The following is a 21,505-nucleotide window of genomic DNA, read 5'->3' as shown; positions in this document are numbered from 1 at the left end:
GCCGCCGGTTGCGTCGGCGGCGTCGGCCAGGGCCAGCGACGCCACCACCGACGGCCACACCGGCACCGGCGCGACGCGACGGCCCAGCGCCTCCAGCACCACGCACAGCCCGCTCGTCCCGAGCCCCGAGCCGCCGTACCGTTCGGGCAGGGCGATGCCGAGCAGGTTCGCCCCGGCCAGGGCGCGCCAGAGCCGGTCGTCGACGCGGGTCCCGCCCGCCTCGACCTCGGCCACCCGTTCGGTGGTGGCGTGCCCGGTGACGATGTCGTCGGCGAGACCCGCCAGCGCCCGGAGGTCCTCGTCGAAGGTGAAGTCCATCTACTCCTCCTCACGGGCGCGCGCGGTGCCCGCGGCGTCCCCGGTCGCGGCCGGCCGGAAGACCGGCAGGGTGAGCTCGTCGTCGGCGTCGAGCCACTCCAGTTCCACCGGCATGTCGATGGCGACGTCGTCGGGCCCGACCCCGACCAGGTTGGTGATCAGCCGGGTGCCCTCGGCCAGTTCGACCACCGCGACGAGCAGCGGGTAGTCGAACGCCGGGTGTCTCGGGTGGTGCGCGACGACGTAGCTGTACACGGTGGCGCGGCCGGAGGCCTCCACCGTGTCCCAGTCGAACGAACCGCAGTCGGGGCAGCACGGCCCCGGCGGGTGCCGCAGGGTGCGGCAGGCGGTGCACCGCTGGATGACCAGCCGGTGCTCCCGGCAGGCGTCGAAGAAGAAGGCGTTGTCCCGGTTCACCGCCGGACGGGGACGCAGCGGACGCTCCTCGCCTTCCTCGCCGGACCCGCCGGTGCCGCCGGAGGCGGAGGAGTCCGCAGCGGCGGTCTTCCCGGCGGGCCGGAAGCGCAGGATGCGCCAGCGCTGGGTCGCCACCACGTCGCCGTGCTGGTCGGTGTAGGTGCGCAGGCTGGTGAGGAAGTGCCCGGTGCCCAGCGCGGTCGTCTTCTCCGGCGAGACCGACTCCAGGGTCTCGGACACCGACAGGTGGTCGCCCGGGACGAGTTCGCGGACGAACTCCTGGTCGGAGTCGGTGGCCACCACGGAGGTGAACCCGGCCTCGTCCAGCAGGGCGAACATCTCGTCGAGCACGGTCGGGGCGGTGCCGTCGGTGTCCCCGTCGCCGTCGATGTCCCCGGTGTCGTCCGCGCCGTCCTGTGCGGCACGGTGGGCGGCGTAGCCGCGCATGGTCCACGCCTGCGCCATCGCGGGCGGAGCCACCACCCCGGGGCGGCCGGTCGCCCGGGCGGCCGCGTCGTCCAGGTGGATCGGGTTCGCATCGCCCATCGCCTCGACCCAGTGCCGGATCATTGGCACGTTCACCGGATCCTGCGCGGACCGGGTCGGACTCAGCTCCCGCCCGACGAACTCCTGCAGCCGCTGTTCGAGAGTGTCGTTCATTTCCCCCGTCCCAACCGGGGCAGTCCCAGCCCCTGGGTGGCGACCATGTCCCGCAGCACCTCGTTCACCCCGCCGCCGAAGGTGTTCACGATGCCCTGGCGGGACAACTGCTCCACCTGGCCCGCGAGCACGGCGCCGGGGGATTCCGGACGTACCCGGCCCGCCGCGCCGAGCACGCCGAGCAGCAGCCGCTGCACCTCGACGTGGGTCTCGGTCCCGTACACCTTGGTGGCGCCGGCCTCGGCGCCGGTCAGCGTCCCGTCACCGGCCGAGCCGACCATCCGCCAGTTCAGCAGCTGCATCGCCTCGAGCAGGGCGTGTGCGCGGGCCAGGTCCCGGCGCACCCACGGTTGACCGATCGCCCCGGTGTCCTTCGCCCAACCCAGCACCTTCTCCCACAGGGCCGTCATCCGGCCGCCGAGGGCTGCCAGGCCGACCCGTTCGTGGTTGAGCTGGGTGGTCATCAGCTCCCAGCCGGCGTTGATCTCCCCGACCACGTTCGCCTTCGGCACCCGCACCCCGCTGTAGTAGGTGGCGGTCACGGTCATCCCGCCGACCGTGGCGATCGGGCTCCACGAGAACCCGGGGTCGCGGGTGTCCACGATGAGGATCGAGATGCCCTTGTGCTTCGCCGCGTCCGGGTCGGTGCGGCAGGCCAGCCAGACGAAGTCCGCGGTGTTCGCGCCGCTGGTGAAGATCTTGCTGCCGTCGACGATCCAGTCGTCGCCGTCCGGCACCGCGCGGGTGGTCAGCGAGGCGAGGTCGGTGCCCGCCCCGGGTTCGGTGTAGCCGATGGCGAACACGGTCTCGCCGGTGAGGATGCCCGGCAGGAAGCGGTTCTTCTGCTCGGCCGAGCCCCGGGCCATCAGGGTGGGGCCGACCGTGTTCACGGTGACGAACGGGAACGGGATCCCGGCCCGCTGCACCTCGTCGAAGAAGACGAACTGGTCGGCCAGGGACCGGCCCTGCCCGCCGTACTCGGCGGGCCAGCCGAGGCCGAGCCAGCCGTCCGCGCCGAGCCGGGAGACCACCGTCCGGAAGTGCTCGCCGCCCACGCCCTCCTCGCCCGCCCGTCGGCGCACGTCCTCGGGGAGGAATCCCGAGAAGTACTCCCTGAGCTCGGCGCGGAGCCGGCGTTGCGCGTCGGTCTCGCGCAGTCGCATGTGCCGCTCCCCTACCACGATCCGGTGGTGAACCTGATGATGGACGGAAGGTTAGACCCATGTTTAGACACTTGTCCAGATGGTCGTTCACCGGACTCCCGGGCCGATAGGGTGGGTCCATGCCGAAGGACACCGCCGGGGAGGGCACCCGCGTCGTGCGGCGCGTGCTGTCGGCCACCCAGGCCGCCACCCGGGACAAGCTGATCGATGCGGCGATCGAGGTCGCCACCGAGAACGGGTACGAGGGCGCGGGGGTGCGCGAGGTCGCCGCCCGCGCGGGGGTCTCGGCCGCCACCGCGTACCAGCACGTCAGTTCGAAGGACCAGCTGCTCATCGAGGCGCTGCTCGCCCTGGGCGACCGGGTCAGCGCGAGCGTCGAAAGCCGAATCCCGCCCGGCAGCGGACCGGCCGAGCGGTTGACCGACGTGTTCGGCCGCGTGCTGCGGCAGGCCGCGCAGAAGCCACTGCTGTACCGGGCGTTGTTCCGTGCCTACGTGGCCGGCTACCCGGGCCTGGCCGGGGTGGACGACTCCTTCGGCTTCGGCCCCGAACGCGCCGCCTGGATCGGCCAGACGCTGCGTGCGGGCGACACCGGGGGACACGACGACACCCAGATCGACACGGCCGCACGCATCCTGTCCACCACGTTCCTCGGTGGCATCGTCGGTGTCGCCGCGGGCCGCGACGCCGAGGACGTCATCGACGTGCTGAACGAGGCCGTGCACCGGTTGCTGCCGGGAACGAACTCCGGCACCGGCCCCGCCACCGAGCGCGGGGACGACGCGGGCACCTGAGTCGAGCGCCGGTTCCGCTGCCCGGCGTGACCGCCGCCACGGCACCGACGTCCGGCCCGCAGAATTGGTCCCGAAGTGCGTGAGGTTTCACCAGAAGAAACGACACTACCGCTCACCGGGAACTGGGATCTCACGTTTCTCTGGAACGGGCGGGCGACAATCGTCGGAACGCACAGTGACACGACCGGACCTTTCCGGCCCCGGCCGCCGACGCGAGACCACCCACCAGCCAGAACGATCACGGTGCCACACTCACCTGAAGTCACGAGGCGGCGGACCGATCCGGCTCTCGAGTGTCGATCGACGGCTATTCTCGGAGCGACCTTGATGTCCTGCCGAAGTTGCTGTAGAAAATACGAGTGACACGGGAGCTTCCGAAGCCGCCAACGTGCACTGGGGTAGCCATTTGAATTCGACGAATCCGGAGTACGACGAATACCCGGGCAGCGGCCACGTCCGTCCACCGGATCCGAACACTCCGCCCACGGTCGAGGGGCGGAGCAAGAAATTGTGGATGGTCGACGAGCGAACGTGTCTGGTACGCCTCGTCGAGAGCCTGTCGAGTTTTACGTTCAACAGGCACGACATACTTCCCGGGACCGGGCGGCTCCGGCTGGACTTCCACGAACTCGCGAGCAGGAGACTGACCGAATCGGGCGTCGCCTGTTCATTCATCCGCAGACTGGACGCCACGGCGTACCTTTCCCGCTTCCGGGATACACCGCCGTTCGAGGTCATCGTCAAGAACCGGGCGGTCGGCTCGACCACACGCAAGTATCCCGGACTGTTCGGCGAGAACGAATCGCTGCCCGCACCGGTGGTGAAATTCGACTACCGCTGCGATCCCGAGGACCAGCCGATCGCCGACGACTACCTGCGCGTACTCGGGCTTCCAGTGGACGAGATGCGCCGGATCGCACTCAAGGTCAACACGACCCTGACGGAATGGTTGGCTCCGCATCAGCTCTGGGACTTCTGTCTGATCTTCGGGATCGACGAATCCGGGAATCCGGAGATTATCTCGGAGATCTCGCCCGACTGCATGAGACTCCGTTCGACCGAGGGGCGGCCGCTGGACAAGGATCTGTTCCGGCACGGGTACTCCGACGCCGAGATCATCGAAACGTGGGAGGGACTCGTTGCCGGCCTCAGGGATTGACCGGGTCGCGGTGATCACCGGATCGAACCGCGCGACCGGGTACGCCATCGCCCGGAGACTCCACGGGCTGGGGTGGTCCGTCGTGTCGATCAATCGAACCCTCCGTGGGGAACCCTGGTTGCACGAGCATCTCTGCGACTTCACTGACGACGACAGTCCGATAGCCGTCGCCGACGACATCCGCCGGACACACGGTCGTGTGGATGCTTTCGTCAGCACCTCGGTGACCCGGGAATTGTGCGAGGTCGAAGACCTTTCCCCTGCCCGGCTCAACGACGCGGTGCGGATCAACTTCACCTCGGTGGTGCAGACAGTGCGCGTGCTTTTGCCCGAATTGCGGCGTGCGAACGGCCTGGTGGTCCTGCTCGGGAGTCACGCGGGCAGCCGGCACTTCGAGGGGGGTACGGCCTACAGCGCCACGAAAGCGGCACTCAAGGCGTTCGTGGAGACGCTCCTGTTGGAGGAAAGACCCCGCGGTGTCCGGAGCACCCTGGTCTCTCCCGGAGCGATCGCGAACTTCGCCGACGACGACTCACCAGACAAGATGAGCACCGACTCCGTGGCGAGGTGCGTGGCCGCGCTCCTCTCCGAGATGCCGGAGGACACCGCCATCGGCGAGGTCGAACTCAGACCGGCGCGGATACCGCGGCCACAGGTATCCGGACTCGATCGACTGCGACATGTGTGACGCACGACGTCAGCAGCACAACACCCTGTTCGTGACGACGACCCCGATCGGAGAGCCTCGTGACCGCGACGCCGGTAGCGTTCGATAAGAAGACGACCATCTCGCCCGTCCGCGTCGTTCCACCTCTGCCGGTCCTGAACACGATGATCCACCGTAGGCCGTGCCCCGAACTGAGTCTGGTACTGGTGACGCACCTGCTCGACACCGCCGTACCCTTCGTGCGGGCCCTGGCTTCGGCGATGTCGGTTCACGCAGTGGTCGCGGTACCGTACTCACTGCGGGATTCGGCGCATGAGGCGCTTGCGGGTCTGGTGCCCGTCCACACCCCCTCCACGCTGAGCGAGATCGGCCCACTGGTCGCGCGGCTTTCCGCGGAGGCACTGGAGCGCACCGGCCGCAGCGTGGTCGTCCAGGAAGTCGGCGGGTACTGTGCCACCACTCTCGACGATGTCGCCGGACACCACCGCTTCTTGGGCGTCGTCGAGGACACCCACCAGGGACAGTGGCGGTATGAGGAAAGACAGCCACTGCGCTACCCCGTCTACACGATCGCCGACAGTCCGCTGAAGGACCTCGAGAACCGCCAGGTCGGACGATCCCTCGCGTACTCCATGGACCACCTGCTCCGGACCAGGTTCTTCCGACACGTCGGGGAGACGTCGATAGCGGTGCTGGGATACGGCGGTATCGGTTCGGCGCTCGCGGCCACGTTGCGCGCCCTGGGTTCCGAGGTGGCCGTCTACGACACCGACGACATCAAGACGTCTCGCGCGATGGTCGACGGACACCTCACCATGCCCCGGGACCGGATTCTCGGCTGGGCCGACGTGGTGCTCGGCGTGTCGGGGACGCGCTCGTTCACCGTCGACGACCTCGCCTACGTGCGCGACGGCACCATACTCGCCAGCGGCAGCTCGAAGAAGGTCGAGTTCGATGTCGACGGGATGCGGTCGCGAGGCGTCGTCGAGCAGGAGGACGACGTCATGGCCGAGCTGATCGCCGCCGATCGCCGGGTCTTCCTGTTGAACGACGGCAGACCCGTCAACTTCCTCGCACAGAGTGTGCTCGGCAACGTGTTGGATCTCATCTACTCCGAACTGTATCTGTGTACCCGTAACCTCGGGCTCGAGGATCGCGGCCCGGGGATTCACCGTCTCGACGCCGGTCTTCAACAGGAAATCGCCCGCACCTGGAAACAGATTTACGGAGACAGAGGCTGGTCATGACCACATGTCTGGAACGGGTCCGCCGGATCGTCGAGGAGGACTTCCGCGACGGCGACCGGGCCCATGACCTCGGGCACCTGGACCGGGTCTCTCAGCTCGCCGCGGAACTCGCCGAACAGGAGGGTGGTGACACCGAGGCGGCCGCCATCGCGGGCTATGTACACGACTACCACCGGCTACTCGAACGGCGGACAGGTGTCCCGGCACGCCCGGAGGAGGCCGAACCGGACATTCGGCGGGCACTGACGCGGGCGGAGGTGCCGGACAGCAGCAGGCGCTTGGTATTGACCGCCGTGGCCGCGACCGACTCGTTCACGTTCTCCGGGCACAGCGTCGACGTGTGTGATACCACAGCAGCCTGCGTCCGGGACGCCGACATCCTCGACGCGATGGGCGCGATCGGTATCGCACGGGCCTTCCTGTACGGCGGAATGCTGGGAGAACCGATGTGGGTCCCGGACAGTGCGCTTCGGACACGGTATCGGGAGGGTCGGACCAGTTCCGTCGTGGCGCACTTCTACGAGAAACTGGTCCGGCTACACCGCGACGTCGTCACCGACACGGGGCGAAGGATCGCGGATGATCGACACCACTTTCTCATGGAGTTCCTGACGCGCTTCCACGACGAGTACGGCGACTCGGACGTCGCACCGCTGCGCGATCTTCCCGGTGGCCCGTGCTGACGCGGGCGGTGGAACTCGACTTCCCCCGCACAAGGGTCACCGTGAGTCCCGGGCGGGTGGTGTTCGCGTTTCCGCACGGATACCGTGCCGGACCGCGGATCCGTACCGTGGTTCCCACGGTCATCGAACGGGCGGCGGACGGGACGATCTGCGATGTCGAGGCGCACGATCTCCCCACGGCCCTGCTCCGTGAGCTGGAGCCGCTGCACGTCCGCCGCCTCCCCCGGAGCGCGGAACGCTTCGCCTGCCTGGATTTCGAGGCAGCGCGCTTCTGGTTGCGGCTGGGCCCCGGCCCACCGGTGTCCCTGATGACGAAGCGGCACCGGATCGTGGTGGACCACGTCGCCGGGATACGCAGCGTGACCGTACTGGACAGGGCGAGGACCTCGGAGGGGTTCTAGATGCGGGCCTACGCCGAATGCCTTCGGCAACCACATGTCAAGCACCTGGTGACGAGCAACATCATCGGCCGGCTACCCAACGGAATGGGGCCGTTGGTGGTGGCGCTGTTCCTGCGTGCCCAGGGCTTCGACTACGCTCTCGTGGGCGTGCTCGGCGCGCTGTACGGCATCGCCGCGGCGGTCGGCGGCCCGGTACTCGGTCGGTTCGTCGACCTCCACGGCCAGGCCCGAGTTCTCCTGCTGAGCGTGGCGGCGTCAACGCTCGGCTTCCTCGTCCTCTCGATGACCTCCCCCGACCAGGTGGCGTTGGCCGGTGTCGCCATCGTCGTGGCAGGTCTGTTCACCCCCCCGTTGGAGCCATGCCTGCGGTCGCTCTGGCCCACGATCCTGGAGACGCGGCGGGCCGTCAACGCCGCCTACGCGCTGGACGCCGCGCTGCAGGAAGTCATCTTCGTGGCCGGTCCCCTGCTCGTCGTCGGGTTCATCAATGGGCTGGGTCCGGCCGGTGCGGTGGTCATGACGGGCGTCGTGGCCTTGATCGGCACGATCGGTTTCGTCGTCGCTCCCCCGGTTCGGCGATGGCGGCCCGAGGTACGACACGCCGACTGGGCCGGTCCGCTGCGCTCCGGGGCGCTGCGCACGGTCCTGCTCGGATTCCTCTTCGTCGGCGCCACGCTCGGCATGCTGAACATCGTCGTGGTCGCCTACAGCGAGGCCGAGCGGTCGACCAGTCTGTCCGGTCTGATCCTCGGTGCGAACGCGCTGGGCGCCCTCATCGGTGGCCTGGCGTACGGCAGCCGCTCCTGGCCGGGGCGAGCGTACTCCCGGCTCAACCTGCTCATGTTCGGACTCGCTGTCGGCTATCTACCACTCGCCTTCGCCCCTCCTCCGACATTGATCCTGCCGTTGGCGCTGATCAGCGGCCTGTTCCTCGCTCCGGCACTGGCCTGCGCCTTCGTGGTGATCGGGGAGAACGTCCCGGCGGGGACGTCGACCGAGGCATTCGCCTGGCTGGTCACCCTCTTCATGATGGGTAACGGACTCGGGACGAGCGTCTCCGGCGCCGTGTTGGACCGTTGGGGGCTCGCCACCGCGTTCGTCGGCCCCGCTCTGGCCGCCTTCTGCGGATACCTCGTACTCGCCGTCTCGCGGCCGAAAGTCCGGTCCCTGACCGCGCAGGAACCCGATGATGTCACCAGCTGAGCATCCGAGGATGATCGCGGTGGATCTGGACGGGACGTTGCTCGCGTCCGACGGTTCGGTCTCGGCACGCACCCGGGACGTCCTCGACGGTCTTGTCGACTCCTCTTGGCCGCTCGTGATTACCAGCGCTCGTCCGCTCCGCGACGTCCGCCGTATCCCCGAACTGAGCCGGAGCACGGTGTTGATCTGTGGCAACGGGACTCTCGTGCACGATCCACGCCGCGGAGTCGACCTGTGGCGCCATACCATCCCCGGCACGGTGCTGCGGTCGGTGCTGACGCTCGTCCGCACACGATTCCCCACCGCACGATTCGGCTACGACGCGCACCCCGAACTCGTTCTGGAGGACGGGTTCCGCCTGGCTCCGGGATCGCTGCCGGCGACCCGATCGGTCTCCCGCCTCGACACGGCACCCGACACGCACGAAGTCGGAAAGCTGCTCATTCAACTTCCGGGTGACGCGACCGACCACCTCGCGCCGTTGCGCGCTCTCGGCCTGCGCGGCATCGAGGTCACCTGTTCGTCGACAGGGTTCTGCGAAGTCACCGCCACAGGTGTGACCAAGGCGAGCGCCCTCACGCGGGTCGCCGACCGGCTGGGCTACCGAGCCGACGAGGTCATCGCGTTCGGGGACATGCCGAACGACCTCCCCATGCTGAACTGGGCCGGATGCGCGGTCGCGGTCGGCAACGCGCACGAGTCGGTACTCGCCGCGGCCGGGCACGTCACCACGTCGAACGACGACGACGGTGTCGCCCGCTTCCTCGAGGATTGCCTGGCCGGACGGCCACCGGACAGCAACGGACGGAACGCGTAAGGATGACCGCGGTCAGACCACCGACGCCCTGCCCCACCCGTGCGCCCGCGGTCCTTCCTGGTCCCGCAGGACGCAGTGGGTGCCCTGGTAGATCGAGGGCATGCACTTGTTGCAGTGGATGCACAGCGAGCGGGCCGTGGAATCGGCCCGCAGCCGGTTGACCAGGTCGGGTTCGCGCAGCAGCGCGCGGGCCATCGCCACGAATCCGAAGCCCTCGCGCATCGCGGTGTCCATGACCTCCTTGTTCGTCACCCCGCCGAGCAGCACCATCGGCAGGTCGACGGCGGCACGCACCTGCCGGGCCTGCTCCAGCAGATAGGCGTCGGTGTAGGGGTAGGACTTGAGGAACTTGCCACCCACCATCTTCACACCGAGCCGCACCGGCTGCGGCATCACCGCGGCGAAGTCCTCCAACGGCGCGTCGCCCCGGAACAGGTACATCGGGTTGCGCAGCGAACTGCCCGCCGTCATCTCCAGCGCGTCCACCGAGCCGTCCTGTTCCAGCCACCGGGCGAGCTGGATCGCCTCGTCCAGCCAGAACCCGCCGGGCGCGCCGTCGTCCATGTTCACCTTCGCCAGCACGGCCACCCGGTCGCCGACGGCGTCGCGCACCGCGCGGGTCACCTCCCGGGCCAGCCGGGTGCGGTTCGCCAGGCTGCCGCCGTAGTCGTCGGTGCGCCGGTTCAGCTTCGGGCTGGTGAACGAACTGGCCAGGTAGTTGTGTCCGAGGTGGACCTCGACCGCGTCGAACCCGGCCTCGACCGCCGAGGCACCGGCATTGCCGAAGTCCCGCACGATCCGGGTCAGGTCCTCGCGGGTGGCGGGGCGGGTCAGGCTGCCGCTGGTGGCGTGGAAGTGCCGGGACGGGGCCAACGCGGGCGCCCTGGTGTCCCGGGGGTTGGCCACCGGGCCCGCGTGCCCGAGCTGCGCCGAGACGGCCGCCCCTTCGGCGTGCACCGCGTCGGTCAGCTGCCGCAGCCCCGGCAGGGCCTCGGGGGTCCACACGAGTTGGTGCTTGTCCGTCCGCCCCTCCGGGGAGACCGCGCAGAACGCCACGGTGGTCATGCCCACCCCGCCGCGGGCGTACTCCCGGTGGAAGTCGATCAGCTCACGGGTCACCCGCCCCCGGTAGGCCAGCCCCTCGTAGGTGGCGGCCTTGATCGTGCGGTTGCGCAGGGTCACGGGGCCGAGCATGCCAGGGGAGAGCGGGTCCGGTACGGCGGCGCGGCCGTCGGGTCCGCCGGGGGTGCTGTCGCTGTCGCTCACGGGTTTCCTCTCCTGCCGGGGCGGATGTCGGGACGAATGTGCGCGTTCCGGGCGTGCCGGGTCAGCCGAAGTTCGCCTGACCGCCGTCGAGGGGGACGGTGGCGCCGGTGAGGTAACGGGCCTGCGGACCGGCCAGCCAGGCGACCGCGGTCCCGACGTCGGCCTCGCAGTCGCCGATGTAGCCCAGGGGGATGGTCCTGCGGAACTCCTCGGCCTCCTCCGGGTTCTTCCGGATCCACCATTGCAGGCTCGGCGAGAGCGCGTGCGGGGCGACGGAGTTGACCCGGATGCCGTCCGGCCCCCACTCGACGGCCGCCGTGCGGGTCAGCGACCGTACGGCCTGTTTGGCGGCCGCGTAGGCGCCGAAGTTGGTGGCGTCCCAGCGGACCATCGCCGAGGTCACCAGGTTCACGATGCTGCCGCCGCCGCGCGCCTTCAGGTGCGGGTGGCAGGCGGTCATGAACGCGAATGTCGCGAACGGACCGTGCTCGAAACCGGTGCGGAAGTCGTCCCCGCTCAGCGACAGCAACGGTCCGAAGGCGCCGGAGTAGGCGTTGTTCACCAGGATGTCGATCCCGCCGAACCGGTCGGCGATCCCGTCGACGAGTGCGGGCACGGCGGCGGTGTCGGCCACGTCGCAGACGAACGGTTCGGCGTCGGCCCCGCGCTGCCGGATCAGCTCGGCGGTGGCCCGGAGCTTGTCCCCGGTGCGTCCCAGCACGGCGAGGGCGGCGCCCTCCGCGGCCAGCGCCAGGGCGATTCCCTGCCCGACGCCCTGTCCGGCGCCCGTCACGAGGGCGACCTTCCCGTCGAGTGTGCCCATGATCTTCTCGTCCGCTCCCTGTCCACGACGGCCCGTGCATCCCGGATGCCGGGGAAGGGGGCCGTGGCGCCGCACGGCGCACCCCGGTGCGCATCCGGGCCTCATCGTGGCCGGGCCGCATCCGCCCGCGCCTGGTTCCGTCCCGCTCACCGGGAACCGACCGGTGTCGCCGGGCCGCACCGGCGAGGGTGGCGTTCATCCCGGTCATCGGGATTCCGACCGTGCCCGCACGTGCCTACCCTCGACAACGGATCGGCCCGCCGACGGCCGGCTCCGCGCCGCCGTCGGCCGGGCGAGGAAAGGGAGCCAATGACCGCATCGGGTCCACAAGCCGCACAGGAGATCGTTTCCCGCCTCACCGGCCCCGGCGGTGAGTTCGAGATGGCCGTCGACGACGTCCTCGGCGCCCGCCTGCCGGTGTTCGTGCACCGGGCCGGTTCGTTGGGCGAGGTGCTGTCCGCGTCGCTGCGCCACGGCGATGCCGACTACCTCGTCACCGAGCACGACCGGCTGTCCTTCGCCGAGCACGGCGCGGCCGTGGCCTCGCTGGCCCGGGTGCTGCGCACCGGGTACGGCGTCGGCCCGGGCGACCGGGTGGGGATCATGGCCGCCAACTCGCCCGGCTGGATCATCGCCTTCTGGGCCACCGTGAGCCTCGGGGCGGTCGCCGTGGGGTACAACGCCTGGTGGTCACCGCGCGAGACCGAGCACGCCCTCGGACTCACCACACCGACCGTGGTCGTCGCCGACCACAAACGCGCCCCGGCGCTGCGCGAGGCCGGGGTCACCGTGCTGAGCGTGGAGGACGACCTCCCCGAGATCACCCGCCGACACCCGGACACGCCCCTGCCCGACGTCACGGTGGCCGAGGACGACCCGGCCGTCATCCTGTTCACCAGTGGGACCTCGGGCATGGCCAAGGCCGTGGTGCACACCCACCGCAATCTGACCTCGGTGATCGAGTACCACCGGTTCAACGACGCGATGGCGCGCGCCTTCGGCGACCCCACCGACCCGACCGCCCGTCGCTACCTGCTGGCGATGCCGCTGTTCCACATCGCCAGCCTGCACAATCTCGCGATACCCCGGCTGGCCACCGGCAGCGCCGTGGTGATGAACCTGGGCCGGTTCGAGGCGGACCGGGTGCTGCGCCTGATCGAGTCCGAGCGGGTGACCAACTGGGGCGCGGTGCCGACGATGGCGCACCGGCTGATGGAGCACGGCGACCTCGCCTCCTACGACCTGTCGTCACTGACGGCGTTCTCGCTCGCCTCCGCGCCGTCGTCCCCGGAGTTCAAGCAGCGGCTGCGGGAGACGGTGCCGTTCGCGAAGAACTCCCTCGTGGACAGCTACGGACTGACCGAGTCGGCGACCGCGATCTCGGTCGCCACGCCCGCCGATCTGGAACAGGCACCGGGCACCCTCGGCAGGCCGGTGATCGGTGTCGAGGTGCAGATCCGCGACGAGACGGGTGCCGTGCTGCCGCCCGGGCAGGAGGGCGAGGTCTGCACCCGCAGCGCCTACACCATGGCCGGATACTTCCACGATCCGGAGGCGACCGCGCGGACGATCGGCCCGGACCGGTGGCTGCACACCGGCGACATCGGCCTGCTCGACGAGCAGGGCAGGCTCCGGTTGGCCAGCAGGCGGTCCGACCTGATCCTGCGGGGCGGGGAGAACGTCTACCCCACCGAGGTGGAGTACGTGCTCGACGAGCACCCCGCCGTGGCCGAGTGTGTCGTGCTCGGTGTGGACCACCCGGATCTGGGCCAGGAGATCGGTGCCGTGGTGGTCACCCGGGACGGGGCCGCGGTCACCGAGCGGGAGCTGACCGAGTTCTGCCGGCAGCGGCTGGCCCACTTCAAGGTCCCCTGCCACTGGCGCCTCACCGCCTCCGCCCTCCCCCGCAACGCCACCGGCAAGATCATCCGGAAGACCATCACCCTCTGACCCGCGAGTCGCCACTCCAGGACGGCGAGTCGACACCCCAGGACCGCGAGTCGCCACTGCAGGACGGCGAGTTGACGCTCCAGGACCGTGAGTCGACACCCCGGGACGGCGGACCGACACCCGCGGCGGGTGGGTCCGCCCGCCGAGCCGAAGCACGCCGACCCAGCACGGGCGCACGCCGCCCGTATCCGCGTGCGGTGCCACGCCAGGGGCGTCCACTCGCGGAACCGGGGCGTCAACTCGCGGAACTGGAGTGGCGACTCGCGGTCCTGGGGCGTCGACTCGCGGGTGTGGGGTGGCGACTCGCGGGGTGGGTGTGGGTCAGGACGGGAGGGGGACGAACTTGCGGATGAACAGGCCCTCGGCCGTGACGTGGGTCGTGTCGCCGGCGGAGATCGTGCCCTCGGTGTGGATCTTGCGGCCGTCCACGGCGGTGCACCGGGCGCGCACGGTCAGCTCCTCGAACAGCGGCGTGGGCCGGTGGTAGTGCAGGGTCAGGCGCGCCGTCATGCCGGAGGTGCCCGCCCAGTGGTTCGCCACGCCGAGGGAGTGGTCCAGCAGCAGCGCCGACACGCCGCCGTGGGCGTAGCCGGGCGGACCCTGGTACGCCATGCCGAGCGTGGTGGTTCCGGACACCGAGCCGTCCGGGTTGCCGGTCAACGTCAGCGGCGGGGCGATCGCGTTCTCCGGGCCGGTCACCGGGTCGTGTCGGGTGACGCCCTCGCCGCTCCACATGTCGACCATGCGGTCCTCGCGGGAGGGCGCGTGCCCGTCGAGATGGTCGGCGACGGCGTTGAGCCGGTCGGCCACGTCGGCCATCTCGGCCGCGGTGTTCCCGCCCGCGTGCAGCAGTGCGGAGATGACCCGCCGCGCCGCCGCGACCGCGGCGTCGATTCCCTCGTTCTCCGCCGTGGCCGTCAGCCTGCCCTCCGGCACCGTGTTCCCGTGGCCGTCCCACGACGTCGCATCGGCGTTGGTCGTCATCGCACAACGGTAACCGCCGCACCGCCCGCCCCGCCGCCGAAAGTAGACAGTGTCACGTCGCGTCCGGGCCGTGCGGGGCACTTTCCCCCCACCGGACGCCGTGAGGGGCACATTCCCTGCGGCACACGCAGGAAATGTGCCCCTCACGGAACACCAACTCGGGAGCACCTCAGCCGGCGAGCCAGGTGTCGTGGAACAGCATCATGCCTTCGCCGGTCGGCACGGCGCCGTACACGTCCGGGTTCCACGCGATCAACGTCCGCATCGGGGACAGCGTGAGGATGGGGACGTCGGCCTGCCAGAGCCGTTCGATCTCGGCGAGCACGGCCCGCGACTCCCGCTCGGTCCCGGCCCGTTGCAGCCGCCCGAGCAGCTCGTCCATCTCCGGGTTCGCGTAGCCGCCCGCGTTGATCGGCGACTCGCTGTGCAGACCCGCGGTCAGCCGCGGGTACGGGTCCGCGTCACCGACGCTCAGTGCGGAACTGGCCAGGTCGAAGTCCTTCGTGGCGTAGATTTTCCGGATCTGCTCGGAGATCGACCGCGCCGCGAAGATCTCGACGGTGAAACCCACCTGTTCGAGCATCGCCTTGATCGCCATCGACTCCGCGCGCGCCGACGGGTCGGACCCGTTCACCAACTCGACGGACCCGTCGAAGCCGTCGGCCTTCGCCTGTTCCACCAGCTTCCGGGCCCGCTGGACGTCGGTGCCGAGCGGCTCGACGCCCTCCGCGTACCACTCCGAGGTCTCCGGGAACAACCGCTTCGACGGCACGGCGGCACCCTCGAACACCCGCTGGGACACCATCTCCGGCCGCAGTGCCAGCGCCAGCGCACGACGCACCCGGCGGTCGGCCCCGGGCCGACCGTCCCGCTGGTTGATGGTGATCGAGTTACCCACCGACAGGGTGGTGAGGAAGCCGGTGGCATCGGAGTCCAGCTGTTGCCGCACCTGGCTCGGCTCCCGCAGATAGGCGACGTCGACCGCCCCGGACTCCAGTGCGTCGCGTTTCGCCTCCGGTCCGGGCAACCAGGTGAACCGCACCCGGTCCAGGGGTGGCCTGCCGAGCCGGTAGTCCTCGTTGGCCGCCAGGACCAGTTCCTCACCGGGAGCGTAGTTCTCGAGCGTGAACGGTCCCGCCCCGATCGGTTCGAACTCCGCGCCATCGCGCGCGGCCGGTGCGGTGATCATCCCCGCGCCCTGCGCGAGCATGGTCGGGAACCCGGGCCACGGTCCGGTCAGCTCGAACACGACCGTGGTCTCCCCGGTGGCCGTCATCGAGTCGAGGGTGCGCTCCAGCAGCGGGGCGTCCGATCCGCCTGCGGAGAGATAGTACTCGACGCTGCCCACCACCGCCTCGGCGTCGAGCGGGGTACCGTCGCTGAACTCGACGTCGTCCGGGAGTTCGACCGTCCACTGTCGACTCTCGTCCGCGCTTTCCAGCGATTCGGCCAGCCATGGCACGTACTCGCCCGCGTCGTGGTCGTAGCGCACGAGTACGTCGTAGACGGCCGCGAGCGCGGCCCCGCCGGACGACCCGTGCGCGATGGTCTCCGTGGGGTCGAGACTGCCGGGTTCGGCGTAGGCGGCGAAGGTGAGCGTGCCGCCGGCAGCCGGCTCACCCGGTTCCGGCTGCTGTCCCACCATCCCGTCGGGAACGCGCCCGGTGCCGGGGTCCGCGTTCCCACCGTCGTGGCCGGCACCGGCGCCGCCGGAGCATCCGGCGAGCACGAGCGTGCCCGCCATCGCCGCCGCGCGGATCCGGGTTCCGAGCCCGGGTCGTGATCGCATGTCCTCTCCCTACCGTGAGCACCGACGTCGTTGTGCGCTGCTTCACAACTGCCGACGGACGGTAGGCCGGACCCCCACCGGCGATCCGGGAGGTCCCACTGACCGGAACTCAGGGATCGCGCGGCAGTCCGAGGATCCGCTCGCCGATGATGTTCAGCTGGATCTCGGTGGTCCCGCCCGCGATGGACAGGCACCGGGTGTTGAGGAACATCCACGCGCTCCCGCCCCGGGAGCTCGGACCGACCAGGGCGTCCACGCCGCGCCAGTCCATCACCGTCTCCCAGACCCGTTGGGCGTGCTCGACACCGAGGAACTTGCCGACACTCGACTCCGCACCGGGCTGCCCGCCGGTCAACGACCGGAGCACCCCGCGCAGGCGGAACAACCCTCCGGACTGGGCGTCGGCGAGCAGAGCCCCGAGTTCGGCCAACCGGTCGGCGTCGGGGGTACCGTCGGCGACGGCCAGTTCGAGCAGTGTCTCGCCGCCGTCGCCCAGGGACGAGCCCCGGGACAACGCCACCCGTTCGTTCGCCAGGGTCGTGCGGGCGAGTTTCCATCCGTCGCCGGCTTCGCCGACGAGTGCGTCGTCCGGCACGAAGACCTCGTCCAGGAAGACCTCGTTGAACAACGCGTCCCCGGTGAGCTCGCGCAGCGGGCGGATCTCGATCCCGGGTGCGGACATGTCGACCAGGAAGTAGGACAGCCCCTTGTGTTTGCGCACCGACGGGTCGGTGCGGGCCAGGCAGATGGCCCAGTGCGCCTCGCGGGCGGCCGAGGTCCAGACCTTCTGCCCGGACAGCCGCCAGCCCCCCTCGACCTTCTCGGCGCGGGTGCGCAGCGCCGCCAGGTCGGAGCCCGCACCGGGTTCGCTGAACAGCTGGCACCACACGGTCTCCCCGCGCAGGGTGGACGGCAGGAAACGCTGCTGCTGCTGCGCACTGCCGTGTTCGATCAGCGTCGGCACCACCCAGTTGCCGATCACCATGTCCACGGGGGACAGGTCCGCCGCCGCCAGTTCCTCGTCGATGACGAGCTGGGTGAGACCGTCGGCGCCCTTGCCCCACGGCTCCGGCAGATGTGGTGCGGTGTAGCCGTGTTCGGCGAGGTACCGCCGCGCACCCTCGGCATCCCGCTCCCGGGCCGGTTCCAGTTCCGCACGGATCCGGGAGCGGACGGTCTCCGCCTCCGGCGGCAGCTCGACGCCCATCCCCCGGCGCACCCCGGCCAGCGCCGCACGGGCCACCGTCCGGTGCCACGTGGCGGTCGGGCCGAGCAGCAGCCGCGAGCTCTGCGCACGGCGCAGGACGAGTCCGGCGTCGTGCTCCCAGGTGAACCCGATCCCGCCGAGGACCTGGATGCAGTCCTTGGCGGTGGCGAAGGCCGCTTCGACGCTGCTGGCCCCGGCCACGGCCGCGGCCAGCGACGTCTCCGCCGACACCGCACCCACCCCGGTGTCCGCGTCGAGGGCGCGGGCGGCGTCCCAGGCGCACACCCGGGCCTGCTCGGCGCGCACCAGCATCCGGGCACAGCGGTGCTTCACGCCCTGGAACTGCCCGATCGGCCTGCCGAACTGTTCGCGGGTGGCGGCGTGGCCGGCGGCGGTCGTGGTGGCCCACTCGGCGAGTCCGGAGGCCTCGGCGGCCAGCAGGACGGCCGCCACCTCCCGCGGCAGTTCCGCCTCCGTCCCGGACAGCACCGAGTCCGGGGACAGTCGGATCTCCGGCACGTGCACACGCGCCAGGCGGCGCGTCGGATCGTGGCTGACCAGCTCCGTGGTCTCCACCTCGGCCCGGGACAGCACCACCCACGTGGTGCCGCCGTCGTCGTGGGCGGGCAGCACGAACACGTCGGCGGTCGCACCGCCGGAGACCGGGTCGGGCGTCCCGGAGGCCACGGCCGTGCCGTCGGCCTCCCACCGCAGGGCGAGGGTGCCCGCACCGAGCCCCACCGCACCGACACCGCGCCCCGTCGCCAGGTCCGGCAGGTGCGCGTGGTGCCCCGCGCGGTGCAGGACCGCCGAGGCCGTCACGGTCGGCACGACGGGCCCGGGGGTCAGCGCACGGCCGAGCTCCTCGACCACCACGGCGGTCTCCAGCAGGCCGAATCCCGATCCGCCGTGTTCCTCCGGCAGGTGCAGGCCGAGCAGTTCCTGTCCGGCGAGCGCCGTCCAGAAGGGCGGGACGCCGTCGGTGTCCGCGTCCACCGCGGCACGGACGACCTCGGCGGTCACGTGCCGGGCCGCGAACGCGCGGACGGCGTCGCGCAGCTGAGTGTGTTCCTCGGTGAGACCCAGAGTCATGGCGTTCGCGGTCTCCGTTCGGGTCGGGCGTCGTCGAGCCGAACCCTAGAACGTGTTCCGGTTCTGCCGGGTGCGCCGTCCCGCTGAGTGGGTCTCGGCGTTGCCGACGGCGGTGCTACCCGTACTAGTCTCCGCGGCCGGTCACCGGACCGGGACCGGCACGGCAGTCGAGGAAGGAACGCACGGAGCATGGGTGCAGACGGGAGCCTGGCGGGCCGCACCGCCGTCGTCACCGGGGCGGGCGCGGGCCTCGGCCGCAGCGAGGCGCTGGCACTGGGCGCGGGCGGCGCGAACGTCGTCGTCAACGACGTCGGCCCCGCGGCCGAGGAGGTCGTCGGCGAGATCAAGGCGGCGGGCGGGCAGGCCGTCGCGGTGGTCGGCGACGTGGGCGAGTGGTCCCTGGGCGATCAGCTCGTGCAGGCGGCGGTCGACTCCTTCGGCTCGCTGGACGTCGTGGTGAACAACGCGGGTGTGCTCCGCGACGCGATGGTGTTCAACCTGACTGAGTCCGACTGGGACGACGTGCTGCGGGTCCACCTGAAGGGACACGCGTCGGTCGCGCAGTCGGCCACCGCGTACTGGCGGAAGGCGAGCAAGGCCGCCGACGGCCCGGTGTACGCGCGGATGATCAACACCTCCTCGGAGGCGTTCCTGTTCGGCTCGGCCGGCCAGCCCAACTACGCCGCCGCCAAGGCGGGCATCGTGGCGCTGACCCTGGCCACGGCGCAGGGCGCGGCCAAGTACGGGGTGCGCGCCAACGCGATCTGCCCCCGCGCGCGCACCGCGATGACCGCGGACGTCTTCGACGGGGGCGACGGCGGTGACGACGCCACGGCCGGGGACGGCGGCGGGCCGGACCTGCTCTCCCCCGACCGGGTGGGCACCTTCGTCCGCTATCTCGCCGCACCGGCGGCGGCCGACATCAACGGCCAGGTCTTCGTCGTCTACGGCGACATGGTGGGCCTGATGGCCGCCCCGACGGTGGAGCACAAGTTCGAGGCGGACTCCGGCGTGTTCTCGGTGTCCGAAATGGACGACAAACTCACCCCGTACTTCGCCGACCGCGACCCCGGCCGAACCTACGCCGCCTACAGCGTCGCCCAACTCGACATGACCCGCTGACCCGTCCGTGGGGTGTGCCGTGAAGGACTCCTTCGCTGCGTCGGATGCAGGCAAGGAGTCCTTCACGGCACCACACGCAGGCAGGGAGTCCTTCACGGCACCACGGTGGGTGACTACTGCTGCGGGTGGGCGTTCGAGCGGGGGGCCAGGAGCAGTCGGCAGGCCATCGTGATGTCGGCTTCGGCGTCGGGCAGGGAGATCCGGCCGTTGAGGCTCGACTGCAGCACGCCGTACCAGAGCTGCTGGAGCAGACGGATCAGCGAGAGGTCCTTCGCGGTGGGTTCGGCGATGCCCAGGGTGCGCAGGATGATGCTGTCGAAGGTCCGGTCGATGCGGGCCACGTCGGTGACCGTGGCCGCGTTCGCGGTGTTGAACGATTGCAGCATCGCGGTCGCCAGCAGGGGCCTGCGCAGCAGCTCCCGGCTGGCGGCGGCCAGCACCCCGGCGACGGCCTCCTCGGGTTCCTCCGCACCGGAGGGCTCCCCCAGGCTCTCGTCGAACCGCTCGACCTGCTCGGCCAGCAGGGCGGTGAACAGGTGCGTCTTCGAGGGGAAGTACCGGTAGAGCGTGCCGATGGCCACGCCCGCGTCCCGCGCCACCTCGTGCATCTGGACCCGCTCCGGCCCCTTCTCCGCGGCCAGAGCCGCCGCGGCACGCAGGATGCGGTGCTGCCGGGCCACCTGCTCGGGTGAGCTCGGCTCGGCGGCGGCTCTCGCCTCGGCGATGCGCGGCACGCAGGACCCCCTGTCGGTTCTGTGGCGACGCCGTCGACCTTACCCACCGGACGGCGCTTCCCGCCCAGCACTCGGTACCGGTCAGTGGGATCGAAGCACCGGCGGGGGCGCCGGCTGCGGTTGTCTGACCCGTCGCGGGAGACCACCGACCGGTCCACCGAAACCCCGGGGGCCGGACGACGCGCCGGACGACGAGGAGGGTGCCCATGCCGGTCACGGGTGCGCACGGGAGCGACGGACCGCGCGGGATCGGCCGCGGACACGACGGCGACGGGGACCACGACGGGTGGTACGACGGCGGCGACCACGACGACGAATACGACGTCGTCGTGGTCGGTTCCGGCGCGGGCGCGCTCGCGGGTGCCTACGCGGCGGCCTCCGCCGGGCTGCGCACGCTGGTGCTGGAGAAGGCCGACGTGGTCGGGGGCACCTCGGCGTACTCGGGAGCGGCCTGCTGGCTGCCGGGTTCCGACGTGCAGCGGCGCGCGGGGGTCGACGACTCCACCGAGTCCGCGCGCACCTACCTGTCGGCCCTGCTGGGCCCCGAGTCCGCGGACCACCGCGAGGCGTTCCTGGCCGCCGCCCCGGAGGTGGTGGAGTCGCTGGAGCGGGCCCCGTCGATGGCGTTCACCTGGCAGGCGTTCCCCGACTACTTCGCCGCCCCGGGCAGGTTGGAGCACGGCCGCTCGATCGTCCCGCCGGACCTGCCCGCGGAGGAGCTGGGCGACCTGCTGCCGCTGGTCCGCCCCCCGGTGGAGCGGGAACGACGCGGCAAGGGCCACCGGCACGGCCCGCTGTCCGGCGGGCGCGCGCTGATCGGACGGCTGCTGCTTGCGGTGACCGGCACCGGATCCGGCACCGTCCGCACCGGCACCCGCGTCACCGGCCTCACCACCGACCGGGCCGGTTCCCGCGTGACCGGCGTCCGTGCCACGACGCCGGACGGGGACACCGCGCGGATCGGGGCACGTTCCGGGGTGCTGCTGGCGGCGGGCGGGTTCGAGGGCGA

At 70.9% G+C, this 21,505-nt stretch carries 20 protein-coding genes; 11 read left to right on the top strand and 9 right to left on the bottom strand.

Annotated elements, in window-relative coordinates:
• From SACPADRAFT_RS0210745 to SACPADRAFT_RS0210735, 3 genes are all read right to left on the bottom strand, one after another.
• Window positions 1–318 (bottom strand): acyl-CoA dehydrogenase family protein (locus SACPADRAFT_RS0210745; RefSeq protein ID WP_007024009.1); only part of this gene is annotated, 318 nt, incomplete at its 3' end.
• Window positions 319–1,395 carry a bifunctional MaoC family dehydratase N-terminal/OB-fold nucleic acid binding domain-containing protein gene (locus tag SACPADRAFT_RS0210740; RefSeq protein ID WP_007024008.1) on the bottom strand — a complete coding sequence of 359 codons (1,077 nt, stop codon included), beginning with the start codon at window positions 1,393–1,395 and terminating at the stop codon, window positions 319–321.
• Complete coding sequence (locus SACPADRAFT_RS0210735; RefSeq protein ID WP_007024007.1) at window positions 1,392–2,558, bottom strand: acyl-CoA dehydrogenase family protein; 1,167 nt, start codon at window positions 2,556–2,558, stop codon at window positions 1,392–1,394. The genes SACPADRAFT_RS0210740 and SACPADRAFT_RS0210735 overlap by 4 nt, the downstream gene beginning before the upstream one ends.
• A gap of 119 nt (window positions 2,559–2,677) precedes the next feature.
• On the opposite strand from SACPADRAFT_RS0210735, the gene SACPADRAFT_RS0210730 reads away from it, so the two are divergent.
• The 8 genes from SACPADRAFT_RS0210730 (at window position 2,678) to SACPADRAFT_RS26910 (ending at window position 9,529) form a co-directional block, all read left to right on the top strand.
• A complete protein-coding gene (locus tag SACPADRAFT_RS0210730) occupies window positions 2,678–3,352 on the top strand; it encodes a TetR/AcrR family transcriptional regulator (RefSeq protein WP_007024006.1) in 675 nt (224 codons plus the stop codon).
• A 406-nt stretch (window positions 3,353–3,758) separates the two neighbouring features.
• On the top strand, window positions 3,759–4,511 hold the full coding sequence (locus tag SACPADRAFT_RS0210725) for a phosphoribosylaminoimidazolesuccinocarboxamide synthase (RefSeq protein WP_198048305.1): 753 nt from the start codon (window positions 3,759–3,761) through the stop codon (window positions 4,509–4,511).
• A 10-nt stretch (window positions 4,512–4,521) separates the two neighbouring features.
• Complete coding sequence (locus SACPADRAFT_RS0210720; protein WP_198048304.1) at window positions 4,522–5,199, top strand: SDR family oxidoreductase; 678 nt, start codon at window positions 4,522–4,524, stop codon at window positions 5,197–5,199.
• 59 nt (window positions 5,200–5,258) lie between these two features.
• Window positions 5,259–6,425, top strand: a complete 1,167-nt coding sequence (locus tag SACPADRAFT_RS0210715) for an NAD(P)-dependent oxidoreductase (RefSeq protein WP_007024003.1) — start codon at window positions 5,259–5,261, stop codon at window positions 6,423–6,425.
• Window positions 6,422–7,108, top strand: coding sequence for an HD domain-containing protein (locus SACPADRAFT_RS26920; RefSeq protein ID WP_007024002.1), 687 nt, complete (start codon window positions 6,422–6,424; stop codon window positions 7,106–7,108). Before SACPADRAFT_RS0210715 ends, SACPADRAFT_RS26920 begins: the two co-directional genes overlap by 4 nt.
• Window positions 7,109–7,215: 107 nt before the next feature.
• Window positions 7,216–7,509, top strand: a complete 294-nt coding sequence (locus tag SACPADRAFT_RS0210705) for a hypothetical protein (protein WP_157577132.1) — start codon at window positions 7,216–7,218, stop codon at window positions 7,507–7,509.
• Window positions 7,510–8,712, top strand: coding sequence for an MFS transporter (locus SACPADRAFT_RS26915; protein WP_007024000.1), 1,203 nt, complete (start codon window positions 7,510–7,512; stop codon window positions 8,710–8,712).
• 10 nt (window positions 8,713–8,722) lie between these two features.
• A complete protein-coding gene (locus SACPADRAFT_RS26910) occupies window positions 8,723–9,529 on the top strand; it encodes an HAD family hydrolase (RefSeq protein WP_051442435.1) in 807 nt (268 codons plus the stop codon).
• Window positions 9,530–9,541: 12 nt separating this feature from the next.
• Here SACPADRAFT_RS26910 and SACPADRAFT_RS0210690 read toward each other — a convergent pair whose 3' ends face one another.
• Window positions 9,542–10,795 carry an NADH:flavin oxidoreductase gene (locus SACPADRAFT_RS0210690; RefSeq protein ID WP_007023998.1) on the bottom strand — a complete coding sequence of 418 codons (1,254 nt, stop codon included), beginning with the start codon at window positions 10,793–10,795 and terminating at the stop codon, window positions 9,542–9,544.
• Between the two features lie 61 nt (window positions 10,796–10,856).
• Window positions 10,857–11,618, bottom strand: coding sequence for an SDR family NAD(P)-dependent oxidoreductase (locus SACPADRAFT_RS0210685; protein ID WP_007023997.1), 762 nt, complete (start codon window positions 11,616–11,618; stop codon window positions 10,857–10,859).
• Window positions 11,619–11,927: 309 nt separating this feature from the next.
• On the opposite strand from SACPADRAFT_RS0210685, the gene SACPADRAFT_RS0210680 reads away from it, so the two are divergent.
• Window positions 11,928–13,568 (top strand): steroid-24-oyl-CoA synthetase, encoded by a 1,641-nt coding sequence (locus SACPADRAFT_RS0210680; RefSeq protein ID WP_007023996.1) that lies wholly within the window; start codon window positions 11,928–11,930, stop codon window positions 13,566–13,568.
• 321 nt (window positions 13,569–13,889) lie between these two features.
• Here SACPADRAFT_RS0210680 and SACPADRAFT_RS0210675 read toward each other — a convergent pair whose 3' ends face one another.
• The 3 genes from SACPADRAFT_RS0210675 to SACPADRAFT_RS0210665 form a co-directional block, all read right to left on the bottom strand.
• Window positions 13,890–14,552 (bottom strand): PaaI family thioesterase, encoded by a 663-nt coding sequence (locus SACPADRAFT_RS0210675; protein WP_007023995.1) that lies wholly within the window; start codon window positions 14,550–14,552, stop codon window positions 13,890–13,892.
• A 169-nt stretch (window positions 14,553–14,721) separates the two neighbouring features.
• Window positions 14,722–16,341 (bottom strand): ABC transporter substrate-binding protein, encoded by a 1,620-nt coding sequence (locus SACPADRAFT_RS0210670; protein ID WP_007023994.1) that lies wholly within the window; start codon window positions 16,339–16,341, stop codon window positions 14,722–14,724.
• Between the two features lie 109 nt (window positions 16,342–16,450).
• Complete coding sequence (locus SACPADRAFT_RS0210665; protein WP_007023993.1) at window positions 16,451–18,640, bottom strand: acyl-CoA dehydrogenase; 2,190 nt, start codon at window positions 18,638–18,640, stop codon at window positions 16,451–16,453.
• A gap of 189 nt (window positions 18,641–18,829) precedes the next feature.
• Here SACPADRAFT_RS0210665 and SACPADRAFT_RS0210660 point away from each other — a divergent pair, with 189 nt between their 5' ends.
• Window positions 18,830–19,762 carry an SDR family NAD(P)-dependent oxidoreductase gene (locus SACPADRAFT_RS0210660; RefSeq protein ID WP_007023992.1) on the top strand — a complete coding sequence of 311 codons (933 nt, stop codon included), beginning with the start codon at window positions 18,830–18,832 and terminating at the stop codon, window positions 19,760–19,762.
• A 113-nt stretch (window positions 19,763–19,875) separates the two neighbouring features.
• Here SACPADRAFT_RS0210660 and SACPADRAFT_RS0210655 read toward each other — a convergent pair whose 3' ends face one another.
• Window positions 19,876–20,496: a TetR/AcrR family transcriptional regulator gene (locus SACPADRAFT_RS0210655; RefSeq protein ID WP_007023991.1), complete on the bottom strand. Its 621-nt coding sequence runs from the start codon at window positions 20,494–20,496 to the stop codon at window positions 19,876–19,878.
• A gap of 206 nt (window positions 20,497–20,702) precedes the next feature.
• Between SACPADRAFT_RS0210655 and SACPADRAFT_RS26905 the strand changes: the two genes are divergently transcribed.
• Window positions 20,703–21,505, top strand: an 803-nt coding sequence (locus SACPADRAFT_RS26905; RefSeq protein WP_157577137.1) for an FAD-dependent oxidoreductase, incomplete at its 3' end; no start/stop codon positions are given.

Source organism: Saccharomonospora iraqiensis subsp. paurometabolica YIM 90007 (genome assembly GCF_000231035.2).
Taxonomy (GTDB): Bacteria; Actinomycetota; Actinomycetes; order Mycobacteriales; family Pseudonocardiaceae; genus Saccharomonospora; species Saccharomonospora paurometabolica.
The sequence above is the reverse complement of the archived record's forward strand: the minus strand, read 5'-3'. Positions and strand labels throughout refer to the sequence as shown.

Coding starts and splice junctions, on each gene's coding strand:
- SACPADRAFT_RS0210740 (WP_007024008.1), bottom strand. CDS start 1,395: ATGAACGACACTCTCGAACAGCGGCTGCAGGAGTTCGTCGGGCGGGAG.
- SACPADRAFT_RS0210735 (WP_007024007.1), bottom strand. CDS start 2,558: ATGCGACTGCGCGAGACCGACGCGCAACGCCGGCTCCGCGCCGAGCTC.
- SACPADRAFT_RS0210730 (WP_007024006.1), top strand. CDS start 2,678: ATGCCGAAGGACACCGCCGGGGAGGGCACCCGCGTCGTGCGGCGCGTG.
- SACPADRAFT_RS26920 (WP_007024002.1), top strand. CDS start 6,422: ATGACCACATGTCTGGAACGGGTCCGCCGGATCGTCGAGGAGGACTTC.
- SACPADRAFT_RS26915 (WP_007024000.1), top strand. CDS start 7,510: ATGCGGGCCTACGCCGAATGCCTTCGGCAACCACATGTCAAGCACCTG.
- SACPADRAFT_RS26910 (WP_051442435.1), top strand. CDS start 8,723: ATGATCGCGGTGGATCTGGACGGGACGTTGCTCGCGTCCGACGGTTCG.
- SACPADRAFT_RS0210685 (WP_007023997.1), bottom strand. CDS start 11,618: ATGGGCACACTCGACGGGAAGGTCGCCCTCGTGACGGGCGCCGGACAG.
- SACPADRAFT_RS0210680 (WP_007023996.1), top strand. CDS start 11,928: ATGACCGCATCGGGTCCACAAGCCGCACAGGAGATCGTTTCCCGCCTC.
- SACPADRAFT_RS0210675 (WP_007023995.1), bottom strand. CDS start 14,552: ATGACGACCAACGCCGATGCGACGTCGTGGGACGGCCACGGGAACACG.
- SACPADRAFT_RS0210670 (WP_007023994.1), bottom strand. CDS start 16,341: ATGCGATCACGACCCGGGCTCGGAACCCGGATCCGCGCGGCGGCGATG.
- SACPADRAFT_RS0210665 (WP_007023993.1), bottom strand. CDS start 18,640: ATGACTCTGGGTCTCACCGAGGAACACACTCAGCTGCGCGACGCCGTC.
- SACPADRAFT_RS0210660 (WP_007023992.1), top strand. CDS start 18,830: ATGGGTGCAGACGGGAGCCTGGCGGGCCGCACCGCCGTCGTCACCGGG.